Raw genomic sequence first — 18,773 nt, forward strand, 5'->3', positions numbered from 1 at the left:
GGACGGGATGACGCCGATGCGCCGCGGACGGCGGCTCGCCGTCGACGTCGGGGACGCCCGGATCGGGGTCGCCTCGTGCGACCCCGACGGGATCCTGGCCACGCCGGTGGAGACCGTGCCGGGACGCGACGTACCGGCGGCGCACCGGCGGCTGGCGGCCATCGTCGAGGAGTACGAACCGATCGAGGTCGTCGTCGGCCTGCCCCGCTCGCTCGGTGGCGGCGAGGGCCCGGCGGCAGCCAAGGTCCGTGACTTCGCCCAGGCGTTCGCCCGTTCGATCGCGCCCGTTCCGGTGCGATTGGTGGACGAGAGGATGACCACCGTGACGGCGGCTCAGGGGATGCGCGCCTCGGGCGTGAAGTCGAAGAAGGGGCGGTCCGTCATCGACCAGGCCGCCGCCGTGGTCATCCTCCAGAACGCCCTGGAGTCCGAACGGGCGTCAGGCAACCCCCCTGGCGAGGGCGTCGAAGTGGTTGTCTGATCGCGATACGGTAACGTTCCGCGCGATGCGGCGGTGTTCGAACAAACACCGCACAGCGAAGCGAAGAGGCGGAACCTCGTCTCGCGGCTCTAGGGGATCGATGACTGAGTATGGCCGGGGCCCCGGCTCCGAACCGTGGCATCCCGAGGACCCCTTGTACGGGGACCAGGGATGGGGAGGCCGGCAGGCCGACCACGGCCAGAGCCAGTACGGCGACCAGCAGCAGTCCTCTCCGCAGGACCCGTACGCCCAGCAGTACCAGCAGTACCCGCATCAGCAGTACGACCAGCACCAGCAGTACGCGCAGCAGCAGTACGGGACGCCCCAGCACGACCCGTACGCCCAGCAGCAGGGGTCCCAGCCGGGGTACGACGGCGGCTGGGACACCGGCGGGCAGGCCTCGATGCCCTACGGGGACCACCCCCAGGACCCGTACGCCCAGCAGCAGCCGTCCGGCTACGACGCGTCGCACGACTACTACGGCACGCCCGAGGCCTACCCGCCCCCGCAGCCCCCCGGCCGCCGCGAGGCCGCTCCCGGTCCGCACCAGCAGCAGGGGGCGGCGGACTGGGACCCGGGCGAGCAGCACGAGGAGACGCACCCCTTCTTCACGGGCGCCGACGAGCCCGCGAGCCGTCGGCCGCGGGACGACGACGATGAACCGGACGACGACGGATCGCGCGCCGCGCGCCGTGACCGCGACGGCGGCGAACGCCGGGGTGGCAAGGGCAAGAAGAAAAAGAACCGCAGCGGCTGCGCCTGCCTGGTGCTCTCCGTCGTCCTGGTCGGCGGGCTCGGTGGGGTGTCGTACGTCGGCTACACCTTCTGGAAGAAGCAGTTCGGCGCCCCGGCCGACTACGCGGGGGACGGCTCGGGCACCCAGGTCGAGGTCGAGATCCCGGAAGGGGCCTTCGGGTACGACATCGCGAACATCCTGCGCAAGAAGGGCGTCATCAAGTCCTCCGACGCCTTCGTCGCCGCGCAGAACGACAACCCCAAGGGCAAGACCCTCCAGGCGGGCGTGTACCTCCTGAACAAGGAGATGTCGGCGGCCAGTGCCATCGCCCTCATGCTCGACCCGAAGAGCCAGAACGCGTTCGTGATTCCCGAGGGGACCCGCAACGTCACGGTCTACACCAACATCGACAAGCGGCTCGGTCTGGAGGAGGGCACCACGGCGAAGGCCGCCAAGACCAACGCGGAGTCCCTCGGCCTGCCCGAGTGGGCCGAGGACAACCCGGAGGTGAAGGACCCGCTGGAGGGCTTCCTCTACCCGGCGGCGTACCCGGTCGCCAAGGGCTCGAAGCCGGAGGACGCCCTCAAGCGGATGGTCGCGCGGGCGAACAAGGAGTACCAGAAGCTCGACCTGGAGGAGAGCGCGCGCAAGCTCGGCCTCAAGAACCCCTGGGAGCTCATCACCGTCGCGAGCCTCGTGCAGGTCGAGGGCAAGTACAAGCACGACTTCGACAAGGTCGCCCGGGTCGTCTACAACCGGCTCAAGCCCGGCAACATGGAGACGGTCGGCCGACTGGAGTTCGACTCCACGGTCAACTACATAAAGGGTCAGAGCACCCTGGACATCGGAGCCGTGGACGACCTGCGGAAGATCGACGACCCCTACAACACCTACAAGATCATCGGCCTGCCCTCCGGCCCGATCAGCAACCCGGGCGCGGACGCCCTGCACTCGGCGATGAACCCCGCCCCGGGCCCCTGGTACTACTTCGTCTCGATCAACGAGGACAAGACCGTCTTCGCGGAGACCAACGAGGAGCACGAGAGGAACCGGCGGGAGTACGAAGAGGGGAAGTCCGGACAGTGAGCGTGGTACACCGGGCCGCCGTCCTGGGCTCGCCCATCGCCCACTCGCTCTCCCCGGTCCTGCACCGCGCCGCCTACGCCGAACTGGGCCTCGACTGGTCCTACGACCGGTTCGAGGTCGACGAGGCGGCGCTGCCCGGCTTCGTCGAGGGGCTCGACCCCTCCTGGGCGGGACTCTCCCTGACGATGCCGCTCAAGCGGGCGGTCATCCCGCTGCTGGACGAGATCAGCGCGACGGCCGCCTCGGTGGAGGCCGTCAACACGGTCGTCCTCACCGAGGACGGCCGACGGGTCGGCGACAACACCGACATCCCCGGCATGATCGCCGCCCTGCGGGAACGCGGCGTCGACAAGGTCGCCTCCGCCGCCGTCCTCGGCGCCGGGGCCACCGCCTCCTCCGCGCTCGCCGCGCTGGCCGCCGTCTGCGCCGGGCCGGTCACGGCCTATGTGCGCGGCCCCGGACGCGCGGCGGAGATGCGGGCCTGGGGAGAGCGGCTCGGGGTCGACGTCCTCACCGCCGACTGGGCGGACGCGCACCGGGCACTGGACGCCCCCCTGGTCATCGCCACCACCCCCGCGGGCAGCACCGACGGCCTCGCCACCGAGGTGCCGCAGACCCCGGGGATCCTGTTCGACGTGCTCTACGACCCGTGGCCCACCGCGCTCGCCGCCGCCTGGTCGGCGCGGGGCGGCCCGGTGGTCGGGGGGCTCGACCTCCTCGTGCACCAGGCCCTGTTGCAGGTGGAGCAGATGACCGGGTGCGCCCCGGGTCCGCTGGCCGCCATGCGACAGGCCGGGGAAGCCGCGCTCGCGGCCCGCTGACCCACCGCGCGGCGGCCCCCGTCCGTCCGTCTGCTGGACCGGCCGCCGGACAGCACCCGCGGTCATGGGAGGATCGGAGACGGCGGGCCAGGGCCGCGCACCCGGTCGCGCCGCTGGATTCCAGGCGCGAGCATGAGGAGACCCGTTGAGCAGGTTGCGCTGGCTGACGGCCGGGGAGTCGCACGGCCCCGCACTGGTGGCGACGCTGGAGGGGCTGCCCGCCGGGGTGCCGGTCACCACGGAGATGGTGGCGGATGCCCTGGCCCGGCGGCGGCTGGGCTATGGGCGTGGTGCGCGGATGAAGTTCGAGCGGGACGAGGTGACGTTCCTGGGCGGGGTGCGGCACGGGCTGACGATGGGCTCTCCGGTCGCGGTGATGGTGGGGAACACGGAGTGGCCGAAGTGGGAGCAGGTGATGGCGGCCGACCCGGTCGATCCGGCGGTGCTGGCCGAGTCGGCTCGTAACGCCCCGTTGACCCGGCCCCGTCCCGGTCACGCTGATCTGGCGGGGATGCAGAAGTACGGTTTCGACGAGGCGCGGCCGGTTCTGGAGCGGGCCAGTGCGCGGGAGACCGCGGCGCGGGTCGCGCTGGGGGCGGTCGCCCGGTCCTACCTGAAGGAGACCGCGGGGATCGAGATCGTCAGCCACGTCGTGGAGCTGGCGGCTGCGAAGGCCCCTTACGGAGTGCTGCCGGTGCCGGGGGACGTGGAGAGGCTGGACGCGGATCCGGTGCGCTGCCTGGACGCTGACGCGTCGAAGGCGATGGTGGCGGAGATCGACCAGGCCCACAAGGACGGCGACACGCTCGGCGGCGTCGTCGAGGTGCTGGCGTACGGGGTGCCGGTCGGGCTCGGCTCGCACGTGCACTGGGACCGGCGGCTGGACGCGCGGCTGGCCGCCGCGCTCATGGGCATCCAGGCGATCAAGGGTGTCGAGGTCGGCGACGGCTTCGACTTGGCGCGGGTGCCGGGTTCGAAGGCCCATGACGAGATCGTGGCGACCGACGACGGCATCCGCCGCAGCTCGGGCCGCTCGGGTGGCACCGAGGGCGGGCTGAGCACGGGTGAGCTGCTGCGGGTGCGTGCGGCGATGAAGCCGATCGCGACCGTGCCGCGGGCCCTGGCCACGGTGGACGTCACCACCGGTGAGGCCACCAAGGCGCATCACCAGCGCTCCGACGTCTGCGCGGTTCCGGCCGCGGGGATCGTGGCGGAGGCGATGGTGGCCCTGGTCCTGGCGGACGCGGTCGCGGAGAAGTTCGGCGGGGACAGCGTGGCCGAGACCGGCCGCAACGTCCAGTCGTACCTCGACCACCTCCAGATCCGATGAGCGGCCCCCTGGTCGTCCTCGTCGGCCCGATGGGGGTCGGCAAGTCCACCGTCGGCGAACTGCTCGCCGCCCGGCTCGGCACCACCTACCGCGACACCGACGCGGACGTCGTCACCGAGGCGGGCAAGCCGATCGCGGAGATCTTCTACGACGAGGGCGAGGAACACTTCCGCGCCCTGGAGCGCCGTGCCGTCGCCGCGGCCGTCGCCGGACACCCCGGCGTCCTGGCCCTCGGCGGCGGAGCCGTCCTGGACGGGACGACCAGGGAACTGCTGGCGGGCCGCCCGGTCGTCTACCTCTCCATGGACGTGGACGAGGCGGTCCGCCGCGTCGGGCTCAACGCGGCCCGCCCGCTCCTCGCGGTCAACCCGCGCAAGCAGTGGCGCGAGCTGATGGACGCCCGCCGCCATCTCTACGAAGAGGTCGCCCGTACCGCCGTAACCACCGACGACCGCACCCCCGAAGAGGTCGCCCAGGCGATCATCGACGCACTGGAACTGCCGGAGGGCGCCCCCGTCCCCGGCGTGGAGAACACCGGCATGACGCAACAGGGCCCCACCCGCATCCAGGTCGCCGGGACGGCGGGCTCCGACCCGTACGAGGTCCTCGTCGGCCACCAGCTCCTCGGCGAGCTGCCCCAGCTCATCGGCGACCGCGCCCGGCGCGTCGCCGTCCTGCACCCCGAGGCGCTCGCCGAGACCGGCGAGGCGGTCCGTCAGGACCTCGCCGGCCAGGGGTACGAGGCCATCGCCATCCAGCTGCCGAACGCCGAGGAGGCCAAGACCGTCGAGGTCGCCGCCTACTGCTGGAAGGCGCTCGGCCAGACCGGCTTCACCCGCACCGACGTCATCGTCGGCGTCGGCGGCGGCGCCACCACCGACGTCGCCGGGTTCGTCGCGGCCAGCTGGCTGCGCGGGGTGCGCTGGATCGCGGTGCCGACCACCGTGCTCGGCATGGTCGACGCGGCCGTCGGCGGCAAGACCGGCATCAACACCGCCGAGGGCAAGAACCTGGTCGGCGCCTTCCACCCGCCCGCCGGGGTGCTCTGCGACCTCGCCGCTCTCGCGTCCCTCCCGGTCCACGACTACGTCTCCGGCATGGCCGAGATCATCAAGGCCGGTTTCATCGCCGACCCGGCCATCCTCGACCTGATCGAGGCCGACCCCGAGGGTGCCCGCACACCCGCCGGGGCGCACACCGCCGAGCTGATCGAGCGGTCCATCCGGGTCAAGGCCGAGGTGGTCTCCAGCGACCTCAAGGAGGCCGGGCTACGCGAGATCCTCAACTACGGCCACACCCTGGGCCACGCCATCGAGAAGAACGAGCGCTACAAGTGGCGCCACGGGGCCGCCGTCTCCATCGGCATGGTCTTCGCCGCCGAGCTGGGCAGGCTCGCCGGGCGTCTCGACGACGCCACCGCCGACCGGCACCGCACGATCCTCGAGTCCGTGGGCCTGCCGCTCACCTACCGGGGCGACCAGTGGCCCAAGCTGCTGGAGAACATGAAGGTCGACAAGAAGTCCCGCGGCGACCTGCTGCGCTTCATCGTCCTGGACGGCATCGGCAAGCCCACCGTCCTGGAGGGCCCCGACCCGGCCGTCCTGCTCGCCGCCTACGGAGAGGTCTCCGCGTGACCCGCACGGTCCTCGTCCTGAACGGCCCCAACCTCGGCCGGCTCGGCTCCCGGGAGCCCGACGTCTACGGAGCCACCTCCTACGCCGGACTCGTCGAGGCCTGCACCGCCCTCGGCAAGGAGCTGGGCTTCGACGTCGAGGTCCGCGAGACCAACGACGAGGGCGAGCTGATCCGCTGGCTCCACGAAGCCGCGGACGGTGCGATCCCGGTCGTCCTCAACCCGGGCGCCTTCACGCACTACTCGTACGGCATGCGGGACGCCGCCGCCCAGCGCACCGCCCCGCTGATCGAGGTGCACATCTCCAACCCCTACACCCGCGAGGAGTTCCGCCACACCTCGGTGGTCGCCGCGGTGGCCAGTGGCACGATCGCCGGATTCGGCATCGGCTCCTACCGGCTCGCCCTGCGGGCCCTGGCCGAGGAACTGACGGGCTGACACCCGCCGGGCCCGGGAGGGTGCGCGGGCACCGCGTGCCCTCCCGGGCCGTTCACCCGAGGACGGCCCGGGAAGGTACGGTGGCCGTCCCATCAGCGCCAGTCGCAGTACGAGACGGAGTGGCACCGGATGCAGCACCCAGTGGGGGCCCCGCTGCCGCCGCCCCACGGCCCCGGCAACGGGCCCGTCGGCCGGCCGTACCAGGCCCAGCACCCCGGCCACCCCGGGCCGCCCCCGATACCCCCGCCCTCCCCGGCCCCCGGCCCGCCGCCGTCATCGTCCCCGGCCCCGACCCCCGGGCAGCTGCCGCCGGCCGCCCCCGCCCCGCAGCCCGGCTGGAGCGGCACCGGCCCCATTCCGCCGCCCTCGGGACCGGCCACCGGCCAGGTCCCGCTGCCTCCGGGCGGCCCCGTCGCCCTCCCCGTACCCCCCGCCGAGCCGGGCACCGGCGGCGCGACCCTCGCCGTGCTCCTGATCGGACCCGCGGGCGCGGGCAAGACCACCGTCGCCAAGCTCTGGGCCGCCCGCCGCCGGGTGCCCACCGCCCACGTCTCCCTCGACGACGTCCGCGAGTGGGTCCGCTCCGGCTTCGCCGACCCGCAGGCGGGCTGGAACGACCACTCCGAGGCGCAGTACCGGCTGGCCCGCCGCACCTGCGGCTTCGCCGCCCGCAACTTCCTCGCCAACGGCATCTCCTGCATCCTCGACGACGCGGTCTTCCCCGACCGCCCGGTCGTCGGCCTCGGCGGCTGGAAACGCCATGTGGGCCCCGGACTGCTGCCCGTGGTCCTGCTGCCCGGCCTGGAGATCGTCCTGGAGCGCAACGCGGCGCGCAGCGGCAACCGCCGCCTCTCCGACGAGGAGGTCGCCCGTATCCACGGCCGGATGGCCGGGTGGTACGGCTCCGGCCTGCCGATCATCGACAACTCCACCTACGACGTCGAGACCACCGCCCGCGTCCTGGACGACGTGCTCGCCCGCTCCGTCGCGAGCCCGCCCGCCTGGTAGCCACGGGACCGTCGAGCCCCCTCGGCCCCCGGTCGGACGCGCTGGCCGGGCGGGCCGCCGCCCCCGCTCCTACGCTCGGACCATGTCAGAGGTGCACGCCGTCCGACGCGGGCTGCTCCGCGACCGGTGCGCCGCCGCGGGCTCCGCGGCCGCCCTGGTCTCCCGCCCCGCCAACGTCCGCTATCTCGCGGGCGGAGCCCCTCCCGGCGCCGTGCTGCTGCTCGGCCCCGGCGAGGACGTCCTGCTCCGCCCCCGCGCCCCGAAGGGACAGCCCGGCCACGGGCGGCCCGACGAGGCGCTCCGGATCGAACCGCTGCCCGCCCCGGACGGCGACCCGGTCGTCGCCGCCGCGGCCCTCGCCGCGGCCGCGGGCGCCGGTTCGCTCGCCGTGGAGGAGCACGACCTGACCGTGGCCCGCCACCGCGCCATGGCGGAGGCGGCCCCGCGCCTGGTCCTGGCCGATCTGGGCTTCACCGTGGAGCAGCAGCGGATCGTCAAGGACGAGGAGGAGATCGGCTGTCTGCGGATCGCCGCCGAGATCACCGACCAGGCCCTGGGCGAACTCCTCGAATCGATCCTGGTCGGCCGCACCGAGCGGCACCTCGCCCTCGAACTCGAACGCCGTCTCGTCGACCACGGCGCCGACGGCCCCGCGTTCGCCACCTCCGTCGCCACCGGGCCCCACTCCGGTCTGGTCCGGCACCGTCCCTCCGACCGCCGGGTCGAGGAGGGGGATTTCCTCTCCGTCACCCTGGGCGCGAGCTACCACGGCTACCGCTGCGAGATCGGCCGGACCTTCGTCATCGGCACCGCCCCCGCCGCCTGGCAGATCGAGCTCTACGACCTCGTTTTCGCCGCTCAGCGCGCCGGGCGGGAGGCGTTGGCGCCGGGCGCCGCCTATCGGGACGTGGACCACGCGGCCCGCCACCTCCTGGAGTCCGCCGGGTACGGGGAGGGCCTCGCGCCCCGGACCGGGCACGGGGTGGGGCTCGAAATCGAGGAGGACCCGCAACTGGCACCGGCGGCCATGGGTAAACTGGACGCTTGTGTGCCGGTCACCGTCGAACCGGGGGTCCACCTCCCGGGCAAGGGCGGTGTCCGGATCGATGACACGCTCGTCGTGCGCCCCGAGGCGGACGGCGGACCCGAGCTACTCACCATGACGACCAAGGAGCTGCTCGCGCTCTAGCGCGGATCCTCGGTCGTTCCACCAGCTTCAGCCCAGGAGATTCCGCAACCGTGGCTTCCACGAACGACCTCAAGAACGGCATGGTGCTCAAGCTCGACGGAGGCCAGCTCTGGTCCGTCGTCGAGTTCCAGCACGTCAAGCCCGGCAAGGGCCCCGCCTTCGTGCGCACCAAGCTCAAGAACGTGCTCTCCGGCAAGGTCGTCGACAAGACGTTCAACGCCGGCGTGAAGGTCGAGACGGCCACCATCGACCGGCGCGACATGCAGTTCTCGTACATGGACGGCGAGTACTTCGTCTTCATGGACATGGACACCTACGACCAGCTCATGGTCGACCGCAAGGCCGTCGGCGACGCCGCCAACTTCCTGATCGAGGGCTTCACCGCCTCCGTCGCCCAGCACGAGGGCGAGGTGCTCTACGTCGAGCTGCCCGCCGCCGTCGAGCTGACGATCCAGCACACCGACCCGGGCGTGCAGGGCGACCGCTCCACCGGCGGCACCAAGCCCGCCACCCTGGAGACCGGTTACGAGATCGGCGTGCCGCTCTTCATCAACACCGGCGAGAAGATCAAGGTCGACACCCGCTCGGGCGACTACCTCGGCCGGGTGAACAGCTAACCGTGGCTGCCCGGAACAAGGCCCGCAAGCGCGCCTTCCAGATCCTCTTCGAGGCCGACCAGCGCGGCGAGTCCGTGCTCAGCGTCCTCGCGGACTGGGTGCGGCTCTCGCGGACCGACGACCGTCAGCCGCCGGTCGGGGAGTTCACGATGGAGCTCGTCGAGGGGTACGCGCGGTACGCGGACCGCATCGACGACCTCATCGTCACCTACGCCGTGGACTGGGAGATCGACCGGATGCCGGTCGTCGACCGGAACATCCTGCGGCTCGGCGCGTACGAACTGGTCTGGCTGGACGAGACCCCGGACGCCGTGGTGATCGACGAGGCCGTCCAGCTCGCCAAGGAGTTCTCCACCGACGACTCCCCGTCCTTCGTGAACGGCCTGCTGGCCCGTTTCAAGGAGCTCAAGCCGAACCTCCGCCGGGAGCAGTAGAGCAGCAGCCCGGCCGCGGCGGTCCGGCCGCGTGCCTCACCGCCGAAGGGACCCTGGCCGGCCGGCCAGGGTCCCTTCGGCGTTCCCGGACACCTCCCGGCGGAGGAGCGGAAGCCGGGAGGCGGGGGAGAAGAACGCCGGGCCGGCGGGGACCTGTCGTGGTCCCCGCCGGCCCGGCGGCACGTTTCTGCTGTTGGGGGAGGGGCGGACCCGCTCGCTCAGCCCTCGTCGTGGGCGACCGCGCGGCGCGCGTCCGCGTCCAGCACACCCCAGCTGATCAGCTGCTCCGTGAGCACGGACGGCGACTGGTCGTAGATCACGGCGAGCGTGCGCAGGTCGTCCTGGCGGATCGAGAGCACCTTGCCGTTGTAGTCACCGCGCTGGCTCTGGATGGTGGCCGCGTAACGCTGGAGCGGACCGGCCTTCTCCGGCGGCACGTGGGCCAGGCGCTCCAGGTCCAGGACGAGCTTCGGCGGCGGCTCGGCGGCCCCGCCCGGCGTCGTGCCGGGCAGCAGCTCCTGCACCGGAACCCCGTAGAAGTCCGCCAGCTCGGCGAGGCGCTGCACGGTCACCGCGCGGTCGCCGCGCTCGTACGAACCGACCACGACGGCCTTCCAGCGGCCCTGGGACTTCTCCTCCACGCCGTGGAGGGAGAGGCCCTGCTGGGTGCGGATGGCACGGAGTTTGGCCCCGAGCTGTTTTGCGTATTCGCTGGACATATGGCTCCCCGGACGCTGGAACAGTGTGCGGCTCCGCCGCGTGGCTGGTAACTCACTGTGAGGTTACGCAGCGTTACTTGGATGCGTCAAGCCGAATGGTCCGGACCGGCACCTCCCGGGGGCGGCGGCAGGGCGCCGTGCACGCCCTGGTAGGGTTGACGACGCAATTTCGACGTCCTTTAAGAGCCGTCCCGTGAGGCGGAGAAGGAGGTCCGTTTCCATGGACGCACAGCACGACGACACCGGCAACGCGGCACGGCCCGTTCTCGAGGCCCCCGACATCGCCCGTGTTCTGACCCGTATCGCCCACGAGATCGTCGAACGCGCCAAGGGCGCCGACGACGTGGTGCTGCTCGGCATCCCGACGCGAGGCGTCTTCCTCGCCCGCAGGCTCGCCGACAAACTCCAGGAGATCACTGGCCGGAAGATGCCGGTCGGCTCCCTCGACATCACCATGTACCGCGACGACCTGCGGCTGCGCCCGGCGCGAGCCCTGGCCCGCACCGAGATCCCCGGCGAAGGGATCGAGGGCAGCCTGGTCGTCCTGGTCGACGACGTGCTCTTCTCCGGCCGCACGATCCGCGCCGCCCTCGACGCGCTCGGCGACATCGGCCGCCCGCGCGCCGTGCAGCTCGCGGTCCTCGTGGACCGGGGCCACCGGGAACTCCCGATCCGCGCGGACTACGTCGGCAGGAACCTCCCCACGTCGCTGCGGGAGACGGTCAAGGTCCAGCTCGCCGAGGAGGACGGCCGCGACGCCGTGCTGCTCGGCGTCCAGCAGGCCGCCCCGGCGGACCCGCAGTAGCCCGAGCCCTCCCGTACGCCCCGCGCCACCGGCGGGCCGTACGGCGGCTCCCGTGCGCCCGCCTGCCTGAAACCCCCTCCAGCCACCCGGAGAACCCCCAGATGAAGCGTCACCTCATCTCGGCCGCCGACCTCACCCGCGACGACGCCGTCCTGATCCTCGACACCGCCGAGGAGATGGCCCGGGTCGCGGACCGGCCGATCAAGAAGCTCCCGACCCTGCGCGGCCGTACCGTCGTCAACCTCTTCTTCGAGGACTCGACCCGCACCCGCATCTCCTTCGAGGCCGCCGCCAAGCGGCTCTCCGCCGACGTGATCAACTTCTCCGCCAAGGGCTCCTCCGTCTCCAAGGGCGAGTCGCTGAAGGACACCGCCCTGACCCTGGAGGCGATGGGCGCCGACGCGGTCGTCATCCGGCACGGCGCCTCCGGCGCCCCCTACCGGCTCGCGACCTCCGGCTGGATCGACGGAGCCGTGGTCAACGCCGGGGACGGCACCCACGAGCACCCCACTCAGGCCCTGCTGGACGCCTTCACCGTGCGGCGCCGGCTGGTGGGCCCCGACGCCGGGCTGGGCCGCGACCTGGACGGCCGCCGCATCACGATCGTCGGCGACATCCTGCACAGCCGTGTCGCCCGCTCCAACGTCCACCTGCTGACCACCCTCGGCGCCCACGTCACCCTGGTGGCCCCGCCCACCCTCGTCCCCGTCGGCGTCGAGCGCTGGCCCTGCGACGTCAGCTACAGCCTCGACGACGTACTGGCGAAGTCCGACGCCGTGATGATGCTGCGGGTGCAGCGCGAACGGATGAACGCCGCCTACTTCCCGACCGAGCGCGAGTACTCCCGCCGCTACGGGCTGGACGGCGAGCGGATGGCGAAGATGCCCGAGCACGCGGTCGTCATGCACCCCGGCCCGATGGTCCGCGGCATGGAGATCACCGCCGAGGTCGCCGACTCCGACCGCTGCACCGTCGTGGAGCAGGTCGCCAACGGCGTCTCCATCCGCATGGCCGTGCTTTACCTGCTGCTCGGCGGCTCCGACACCGCGCTGTCCACCGCCCCCGCCCGTACCGAGGAGAACAAGTGACCATGAGCAAGACCATCATTCGCGGTGCGCGGATCCTCGGCGGCGAGCCCGCGGACGTCCTGATCGACGGCGAGACCGTCGCCGAGGTGGGCACCGGCCTCAGCGCCGAGGGCGCCACCGTGATCGAGGCCGCGGGGCGGATCCTGCTGCCCGGCCTCGTCGACCTGCACACCCATCTGCGCGAGCCCGGCCGGGAGGACTCCGAGACCGTCCTCACCGGCACCAGGGCCGCCGCCACCGGCGGCTTCACCGCCGTGCACGCCATGGCCAACACCTTCCCCGTCGCCGACACCGCGGGCGTCGTCGAGCAGGTCTGGCGGCTCGGCAAGGAGTCCGGCTACTGCGACGTGCAGCCCGTCGGCGCCGTCACCGTGGGCCTGGAGGGCAGGAAGCTCGCCGAACTGGGCGCCATGCACGACTCGGCCGCCGGGGTGAAGGTCTTCTCCGACGACGGCAAGTGCGTGGACGACGCGGTGATCATGCGCCGCGCCCTGGAGTACGTGAAGGCCTTCGACGGCGTCGTCGCCCAGCACGCCCAGGAACCCCGCCTCACCGAGGGCGCCCAGATGAACGAGGGCGTCGTCTCCGCCGAACTCGGACTCGGCGGCTGGCCCGCCGTCGCCGAGGAGTCGATCATCGCCCGCGACGTCCTCCTCGCCGCCCACGTCGGCTCCCGCGTACACATCTGCCACCTCTCCACCGCCGGGTCCGTGGAGATCGTCCGCTGGGCCAAGTCCAAGGGCTGGAACGTCACCGCCGAGGTCACCCCGCACCACCTCCTCCTCACCGACGAACTGGTCCGCACCTACAACCCGGTCTACAAGGTGAACCCGCCGCTGCGCACCGAGGCCGACGTCCTGGCCCTGCGCGAGGCGCTGGCCGACGGCACCATCGACTGCGTCGCCACCGACCACGCCCCGCACCCGCACGAGGACAAGGACTGCGAGTGGGCCGCCGCCGCCATGGGGATGGTGGGCCTGGAGACCGCCCTCTCGGTCGTCCAGCAGACGATGGTCGACACCGGACTCCTGGACTGGGCGGGCGTCGCCGACCGCATGTCCTTCCGCCCCGCGGCCATCGGCCGGCTCGACGGACACGGCCGCCCCGTCTCGGCGGGTGAACCCGCCAACCTCACCCTGGTCGATCCGGCATACCGTGGAGCCGTGGACCCCGCGGGCTTCGCGTCCCGCAGCCGCAACACCCCCTACCAGGGCCGTGAGCTGCCGGGCCGCGTCACCCACACCTTCCTGCGGGGCCGTGCCACGGTCGTCGACGGGAAGCTCGCGTGACAACTCTCACCCCCCTCCACCAGCTGGCCGCCGAGCAGAAGTCGGCGGAGGTGACGGACTGGGCCGCCCGCATCGCCTGGGTGGCCGGTCTGCTCGTCTTCATCGCCCTCGTCTACTGGCTGATGCGCCAGGGCTGGAAGTGGCGCGCCAGCCTCCAGTCCGACCTGCCCGAGCTCCCGGTCACCCCCGAGGGCTTCGCCGACGACGAGCCGCTCCTGACCCTCCGGGGGCGCTACCACGCCTCCACCACCGCGGGGCAGTGGCTCGACCGGATCGTCGCGCACGGCCTCGGCACCCGCAGCCGCACCGAACTGACGCTCACCGCCCGCGGCCTGGACGTCGTACGCCCCGGCGCCGCCGACTTCTTCGTCCCGGCCGACGCCCTGCGCGAGGCCCGCCTCGACAAGGCCCTCGCGGGCAAGGTCCTCCCCGAGGGCGGCCTGCTGGTCATCACCTGGGCGCACGGCGGGAAGCTGATCGACTCCGGCTTCCGCTCGGAGCGCGCCGCCGAGCACCAGGCCTGGGCCGACGCCGTCAACCGGCTCGCCGGCACCCCGGCCACAACCGGACCCACCACCACAACGGAAGGCACCGCACGATGACCCTCTCCGCCCGGGGGGCCCAGGCCCCCGCCGTACTCGTCCTGGAGGACGGCCGCGCCTTCCGCGGCCGCGCCTACGGGGCCGTGGGGGAGACCTTCGGCGAAGCGGTGTTCTCCACCGGTATGACCGGCTACCAGGAAACCCTCACCGACCCCTCGTACCACCGCCAGGTCGTCGTCATGACGGCCCCGCACGTCGGCAACACCGGTGTCAACGACGAGGATCCCGAGTCGGGCCGCATCTGGGTCTCCGGTTACGTCGTCCGCGACCCCGCCCGCAAGCCCTCCAACTGGCGCGCCCAGCGCTCCCTGGACGAGGAGCTGGCCGCCCAGGGCGTCGTCGGCATCAGCGGCGTCGACACCCGCGCCCTCACCCGCCACCTGCGGGAGCGCGGCGCGATGCGCGTCGGGATCTTCTCCGGCGATGCGCTGGCCGACGAGGCCGCGCTGCTGGCCCGCGTCCAGCAGGCCCCCCAGATGGCGGGCGCCGACCTCTCCGCCGAGGTCGCCACCAAGGAGGCCTACGTCGTCCCCGCGATCGGCACCAAGAGGTTCACCGTCGCCGCGATCGACCTCGGCATCAAGGGCATGACCCCGCACCGGATGGCCGAACGCGGCATCGAGGTGCACGTCCTGCCCGCCACCGCCACGCTGGAGGAGGTGTACGCGGTGCGGCCCGACGGGGTCTTCTTCTCCAACGGCCCCGGCGACCCGTCCACCGCCGACCACCCGGTCGCGCTCATGCGCGGCGTCCTGGAGCGCTCCACCCCGCTCTTCGGCATCTGCTTCGGCAACCAGATCCTCGGCCGGGCGCTCGGCTTCGGCACCTACAAGCTGAAGTACGGCCACCGCGGCATCAACCAGCCCGTGCAGGACCGCACCACCGGCAAGGTCGAGGTCACCGCGCACAACCACGGCTTCGCCGTGGACGCCCCGCTGGACCAGGTCTCCGACACCGGGTTCGGCCGCGCCGAGGTCTCCCACGTCTGCCTGAACGACCAGGTCGTCGAGGGCCTCCACCTCCTGGACCGGCCCGCCTTCAGCGTCCAGTACCACCCCGAGGCGGCCGCGGGCCCGCACGACGCCGCGTACCTCTTCGACCGCTTCGTATCCCTGATGGAGGACCAGCGTGCCTAAGCGCTCCGACATCCAGTCCGTCCTGGTCATCGGCTCCGGTCCGATCGTCATCGGCCAGGCCGCCGAGTTCGACTACTCCGGCACCCAGGCCTGCCGCGTCCTCAAGGCCGAGGGCCTGCGCGTCATCCTGGTGAACTCCAACCCGGCCACGATCATGACCGACCCGGAGATCGCCGACGCCACCTACGTCGAGCCGATCACCCCCGAGTTCGTCGAGAAGATCATCGCCAAGGAGCGCCCCGACGCCCTCCTGCCCACCCTCGGCGGCCAGACCGCGCTGAACACCGCGATCTCCATGCACGAGAACGGCGTCCTGGAGAAGTACGGCGTCGAGCTGATCGGCGCCAACGTCGAGGCGATCAACAAGGGCGAGGACCGCGACCTCTTCAAGGGCGTGGTGGAAGCCGTCAGGGAGAAGACCGGCCACGGCGAGTCCGCCCGCTCGGTCATCTGCCACTCCATGGACGACGTCCTCGCCGGCGTCGACACCCTCGGCGGCTACCCCGTCGTCGTGCGCCCCTCCTTCACCATGGGCGGCGCCGGCTCCGGCTTCGCCCACGACGAGGAGGAGCTGCGCCGCATCGCCGGACAGGGCCTCACGCTCTCCCCGACCACCGAGGTGCTCCTGGAGGAGTCCATCCTCGGCTGGAAGGAGTACGAGCTGGAGCTGATGCGCGACCGCAACGACAACGTCGTGGTCGTCTGCTCCATCGAGAACTTCGACCCGATGGGCGTCCACACCGGCGACTCCATCACCGTCGCCCCGGCGATGACCCTCACCGACCGCGAGTACCAGCGGCTGCGCGACGTCGGCATCGCGATCATCCGCGAGGTCGGCGTGGACACCGGCGGCTGCAACATCCAGTTCGCCATCGACCCCACCGACGGCCGGGTCATCGTCATCGAGATGAACCCCCGCGTCTCCCGCTCCTCGGCGCTCGCCTCCAAGGCCACCGGCTTCCCGATCGCCAAGATCGCCGCCAAGCTGGCCGTGGGCTACACCCTGGACGAGATCCCCAACGACATCACCGAGAAGACCCCGGCCTCCTTCGAGCCGACCCTCGACTACGTCGTCGTCAAGGCCCCCCGCTTCGCCTTCGAGAAGTTCCCCTCCGCCGACTCCACCCTCACCACCACCATGAAGTCGGTGGGCGAGGCCATGGCGATCGGCCGGAACTTCACCGAAGCACTCCAGAAGGCGCTGCGCTCCCTGGAGAAGAAGGACTCGCAGTTCGCCTTCACCGGCCCGGCCGGAGACAAGGCCGAACTGCTGGCCGAGGCGGTCCGGCCGACCGACGGCCGCATCAACCTCGTCATGCGGGCCATCCGCGCCGGAGCCACCCAGGAGGAGGTCTTCGACGCCACCCGGATCGACCCCTGGTTCGTCGACCAGCTCTTCCTGATCAAGGAGATCGCCGACGAACTGGCCGCCGCCGAGCGCCTGGACGCCGAGCTGATCGCCGAGGCCAAGCGGCACGGCTTCTCCGACGCCCAGATCGGCGAGATCCGCGGGCTGCGCGAGGACGTCGTCCGCGAGGTCCGGCACGCGCTCGGCGTCCGCCCGGTCTACAAGACGGTCGACACCTGCGCCGCCGAGTTCGCCGCGAGGACCCCGTACTTCTACTCCTCCTACGACGAGGAGAGCGAGGTCGCGTCCCGCACCAGGCCCGCCGTGATCATCCTCGGCTCCGGCCCCAACCGCATCGGCCAGGGCATCGAGTTCGACTACTCCTGCGTGCACGCCTCCTTCGCGCTGAGCGACGCGGGCTACGAGACCGTCATGGTCAACTGCAACCCGGAGACCGTCTCCACCGACTACGACACCTCCGACCGGCTGTACTTCGAGCCGCTCACCCTGGAGGACGTCCTGGAGATCGTGCACGCCGAGTCCCTGGCGGGCCCGGTCGCCGGAGTCATCGTCCAGCTCGGCGGCCAGACCCCGCTCGGCCTCTCCCAGGCGCTCAAGGACAACGGCGTGCCCGTCGTCGGCACCTCCCCGGAGGCGATCCACGCCGCCGAGGACCGCGGCGCCTTCGGCCGGGTCCTGGCCGAGGCCGGGCTGCCCGCGCCCAAGCACGGCACGGCCACCACTTTCGGCGAGGCCAAGGCCATCGCCGACGAGATCGGCTACCCCGTCCTCGTACGGCCGTCCTACGTGCTGGGCGGACGCGGCATGGAGATCGTCTACGACGAGGCGCGCCTCGCCGCGTACATCTCCGAGTCCACCGAGATCAGCCCCACCCGGCCGGTCCTGGTCGACCGCTTCCTCGACGACGCCATCGAGATCGACGTGGACGCCCTCTACGACGGCCACGAGCTCTACCTCGGCGGCGTCATGGAGCACATCGAGGAGGCCGGTATCCACTCCGGCGACTCGGCCTGCGCCCTGCCCCCGATCACCCTCGGCGGCTTCGACATCAAGCGGCTGCGCGCCTCCACCGAGGGCATCGCCAAGGGAGTCGGCGTCCGCGGACTGATCAACATCCAGTTCGCGCTCTCCGGCGACATCCTCTACGTCCTGGAGGCCAACCCGCGCGCCTCCCGGACGGTCCCCTTCACCTCGAAGGCGACCGCGGTCCCGCTCGCCAAGGCCGCCGCCCGCATCTCGCTCGGCGCGACCATCGCCGAGCTGCGCGAGGAGGGCCTGCTGCCGAGGACCGGCGACGGCGGCACCCTGCCGATGGACGCGCCGATCTCCGTCAAGGAGGCCGTGATGCCCTGGTCGCGCTTCCGCGACATCCACGGCCGGGGCGTCGACACGGTCCTCGGCCCGGAGATGCGCTCCACCGGCGAGGTCATGGGCATCGACTCGGTGTTCGGCACGGCCTACGCCAAGTCCCAGGCCGGGGCGTACGGCCCGCTGCCCACCAAGGGCCGCGCGTTCATCTCGGTCGCCAACCGGGACAAGCGCTCGATGATCTTCCCGGCCCGCGAGCTGGTCGCCCACGGCTTCGAGCTGATGGCCACCTCCGGCACCGCCGAGGTCCTCAAGCGCAACGGCATCAACGCCACCATCGTGCGCAAGCAGTCCGAGGGCACCGGCCCGAACGGCGAGAAGACCATCGTCCAGCTCATCCACGACGGCGAGGTCGACCTCATCGTCAACACGCCGTACGGCACCGGCGGCCGCCTCGACGGCTACGACATCCGCACCGCGGCCGTCGCCCGCTCGGTCCCCTGCCTGACCACGGTCCAGGCGCTCGCCGCGGCCGTCCAGGGCATCGACGCCCTCAACCACGGCGGCGTGGGGGTCCGTTCCCTCCAGGAACACGCGGAGCACCTGACCGCGGCCCGCGACTAGCGGCCCGAAGAGGGGGACACCGGAAACGGTGTCCCCCTCTTCGCGAGCCCCCGCCGAGCA

At 72.0% G+C, this 18,773-nt stretch carries 17 protein-coding genes; 16 read left to right on the forward strand and 1 reads right to left on the reverse strand.

The annotated features are described in order from the left end of the window. Window positions 1-7 precede the first annotated feature (7 nt). The 10 genes from ruvX to nusB all read left to right on the forward strand — a co-directional run bounded on the left by ruvX (window position 8) and on the right by nusB (window position 9,773). Complete coding sequence (ruvX, locus tag ACIRRU_RS26000; protein WP_363202548.1) at window positions 8-481, forward strand: Holliday junction resolvase RuvX; 474 nt, start codon at window positions 8-10, stop codon at window positions 479-481. Window positions 482-581: 100 nt separating this feature from the next. After that, entirely contained in the window at window positions 582-2,303 is a 1,722-nt protein-coding gene (gene mltG, locus ACIRRU_RS26005; RefSeq protein ID WP_403684339.1) for an endolytic transglycosylase MltG, read from the forward strand. Then, complete coding sequence (locus ACIRRU_RS26010) at window positions 2,300-3,124, forward strand: shikimate dehydrogenase (protein WP_403684341.1); 825 nt, start codon at window positions 2,300-2,302, stop codon at window positions 3,122-3,124. The genes mltG and ACIRRU_RS26010 overlap by 4 nt, the downstream gene beginning before the upstream one ends. Before the next feature lie 145 nt (window positions 3,125-3,269). Beyond that, complete coding sequence (gene aroC / locus ACIRRU_RS26015) at window positions 3,270-4,454, forward strand: chorismate synthase (protein WP_403684343.1); 1,185 nt, start codon at window positions 3,270-3,272, stop codon at window positions 4,452-4,454. After that, the gene (gene aroB / locus ACIRRU_RS26020) at window positions 4,451-6,088 is read left to right on the forward strand and encodes a 3-dehydroquinate synthase (RefSeq protein WP_403684345.1); all 1,638 of its coding nucleotides are present in this window, start codon (window positions 4,451-4,453) and stop codon (window positions 6,086-6,088) included. The genes aroC and aroB overlap by 4 nt, the downstream gene beginning before the upstream one ends. Beyond that, window positions 6,085-6,525: a type II 3-dehydroquinate dehydratase gene (gene aroQ, locus ACIRRU_RS26025; RefSeq protein WP_403684347.1), complete on the forward strand. Its 441-nt coding sequence runs from the start codon at window positions 6,085-6,087 to the stop codon at window positions 6,523-6,525. The genes aroB and aroQ overlap by 4 nt, the downstream gene beginning before the upstream one ends. 129 nt (window positions 6,526-6,654) lie before the next feature. Next, window positions 6,655-7,533 (forward strand): Pro-rich N-terminal domain-containing protein, encoded by an 879-nt coding sequence (locus ACIRRU_RS26030; protein WP_403684349.1) that lies wholly within the window; start codon window positions 6,655-6,657, stop codon window positions 7,531-7,533. An 82-nt stretch (window positions 7,534-7,615) separates the two neighbouring features. Next, window positions 7,616-8,722: a M24 family metallopeptidase gene (locus ACIRRU_RS26035; RefSeq protein WP_403684350.1), complete on the forward strand. Its 1,107-nt coding sequence runs from the start codon at window positions 7,616-7,618 to the stop codon at window positions 8,720-8,722. Window positions 8,723-8,772: 50 nt separating this feature from the next. Next, the gene (gene efp, locus ACIRRU_RS26040) at window positions 8,773-9,339 is read left to right on the forward strand and encodes an elongation factor P (protein ID WP_403684352.1); all 567 of its coding nucleotides are present in this window, start codon (window positions 8,773-8,775) and stop codon (window positions 9,337-9,339) included. A 2-nt stretch (window positions 9,340-9,341) separates the two neighbouring features. Then, complete coding sequence (gene nusB / locus ACIRRU_RS26045; RefSeq protein WP_363202471.1) at window positions 9,342-9,773, forward strand: transcription antitermination factor NusB; 432 nt, start codon at window positions 9,342-9,344, stop codon at window positions 9,771-9,773. Between the two features lie 218 nt (window positions 9,774-9,991). Here the strand turns inward: nusB and bldD are convergent, their stop codons facing one another. Then, window positions 9,992-10,492, reverse strand: a complete 501-nt coding sequence (gene bldD, locus ACIRRU_RS26050; protein ID WP_014157378.1) for a transcriptional regulator BldD — start codon at window positions 10,490-10,492, stop codon at window positions 9,992-9,994. A gap of 220 nt (window positions 10,493-10,712) precedes the next feature. Here bldD and pyrR point away from each other — a divergent pair, with 220 nt between their 5' ends. The 6 genes from pyrR to carB all read left to right on the forward strand — a co-directional run bounded on the left by pyrR (window position 10,713) and on the right by carB (window position 18,713). Next, window positions 10,713-11,297, forward strand: a complete 585-nt coding sequence (pyrR, locus tag ACIRRU_RS26055) for a bifunctional pyr operon transcriptional regulator/uracil phosphoribosyltransferase PyrR (RefSeq protein ID WP_363202472.1) — start codon at window positions 10,713-10,715, stop codon at window positions 11,295-11,297. 101 nt (window positions 11,298-11,398) lie between these two features. After that, window positions 11,399-12,385, forward strand: coding sequence for an aspartate carbamoyltransferase catalytic subunit (locus tag ACIRRU_RS26060; RefSeq protein ID WP_403684354.1), 987 nt, complete (start codon window positions 11,399-11,401; stop codon window positions 12,383-12,385). 2 nt (window positions 12,386-12,387) lie between these two features. Then, window positions 12,388-13,674 carry a dihydroorotase gene (locus ACIRRU_RS26065; protein WP_403684356.1) on the forward strand — a complete coding sequence of 429 codons (1,287 nt, stop codon included), beginning with the start codon at window positions 12,388-12,390 and terminating at the stop codon, window positions 13,672-13,674. Next, complete coding sequence (locus tag ACIRRU_RS26070; protein ID WP_403684357.1) at window positions 13,671-14,276, forward strand: hypothetical protein; 606 nt, start codon at window positions 13,671-13,673, stop codon at window positions 14,274-14,276. The genes ACIRRU_RS26065 and ACIRRU_RS26070 overlap by 4 nt, the downstream gene beginning before the upstream one ends. Continuing rightward, window positions 14,273-15,412 carry a glutamine-hydrolyzing carbamoyl-phosphate synthase small subunit gene (gene carA, locus ACIRRU_RS26075; RefSeq protein ID WP_403684358.1) on the forward strand — a complete coding sequence of 380 codons (1,140 nt, stop codon included), beginning with the start codon at window positions 14,273-14,275 and terminating at the stop codon, window positions 15,410-15,412. Before ACIRRU_RS26070 ends, carA begins: the two co-directional genes overlap by 4 nt. Continuing rightward, the gene (gene carB, locus ACIRRU_RS26080; protein ID WP_403684360.1) at window positions 15,405-18,713 is read left to right on the forward strand and encodes a carbamoyl-phosphate synthase large subunit; all 3,309 of its coding nucleotides are present in this window, start codon (window positions 15,405-15,407) and stop codon (window positions 18,711-18,713) included. The genes carA and carB overlap by 8 nt, the downstream gene beginning before the upstream one ends. Window positions 18,714-18,773: the final 60 nt, after the last annotated feature.

Origin of the sequence: Streptomyces sp. NPDC101181 (assembly GCF_044767975.1) — a bacterium.
Taxonomy (GTDB): Bacteria; Actinomycetota; Actinomycetes; order Streptomycetales; family Streptomycetaceae; genus Streptomyces.